The sequence below is a fragment of the Streptococcus sp. 2106 genome (assembly GCF_013277315.1).
GTDB classification, from domain to species: domain Bacteria; phylum Bacillota; class Bacilli; order Lactobacillales; family Streptococcaceae; genus Streptococcus; species Streptococcus pseudopneumoniae.
The window spans coordinates 1-804 of record NZ_VMMS01000112.1 but is presented as its reverse complement, the minus strand read 5'-3'; the positions used below and the strand labels follow the sequence as shown (position 1 = coordinate 804).

The following is an 804-nucleotide window of genomic DNA, read 5'->3' as shown; positions in this document are numbered from 1 at the left end:
TGATTTTCAAGGATTTTTTTAACACTATAACCGATTAATGTATTTGTCCCGTTAATACAAGTTTCTGGTCTAGCAGTTTGGTTTCCAATAGTATAACACGGAACTCCCAAAACTGTACTTTCTTCTTGTAAGCCAAATTTCAAGTTCAAGTTAGCCATGAAGAATAAATTCTCTGGGTGATTTGTAGTTCAAGCATTTTTTAGGATAGTTATTAATCCAATTTTCGATGAATGCGACTTCTTTGGGAGTCGTTTTCTTAGTTCCCTTAGGTAACCATCTCCGAATGAGCCTGTTGTGATTCTCATTAGTTCCCCTTTCCCAAGAGGCATAGGGGTGCGCATAATAGATATGTTCCTCAGAAAATACATCAGACAAGCGGTTAAATTCTGTACCATTATCTGCCGTGATGGACAGAATCTTGTCTTGTTTTAAGATGAGTTTTAAAGCCTGATTGACCGATTCAGCGCTTTTATTATGCCATATGGCATTGTCCATAACGAGTAAAAGATAATCATCTGAATAAGCTTGTGAAAGCTCTTCTAAAAAGGCGTTCATCCACTCAGTATGACATCCACCAGCGATTAAGAAAAATGATTCGCCTGTATGGGCATCAACAGCTCCATAACAATAGCAAAATTCTCGTATATAATGACTATGGACATGTGGACCTACTCCTATTGGAGCCCAACAAGATCCCAGTTTACTGATTCTACCGAAACCAGCCTCATCTTGGTACATCAAGCAAACCTTACGAAAAGGTCTACTGGTTTTAAAGCGCTTTCTTTTCTTCTTGAATTGAGATTT

1 protein-coding gene is annotated in these 804 nt (G+C 37.9%); it reads right to left on the bottom strand.

What is annotated here, in order from left to right:
* Positions 1–150 precede the first annotated feature (150 nt).
* On the bottom strand, positions 151–804 hold a 654-nt coding region (locus HT723_RS11740; protein WP_240154968.1), incomplete at its 5' end, for an IS30 family transposase.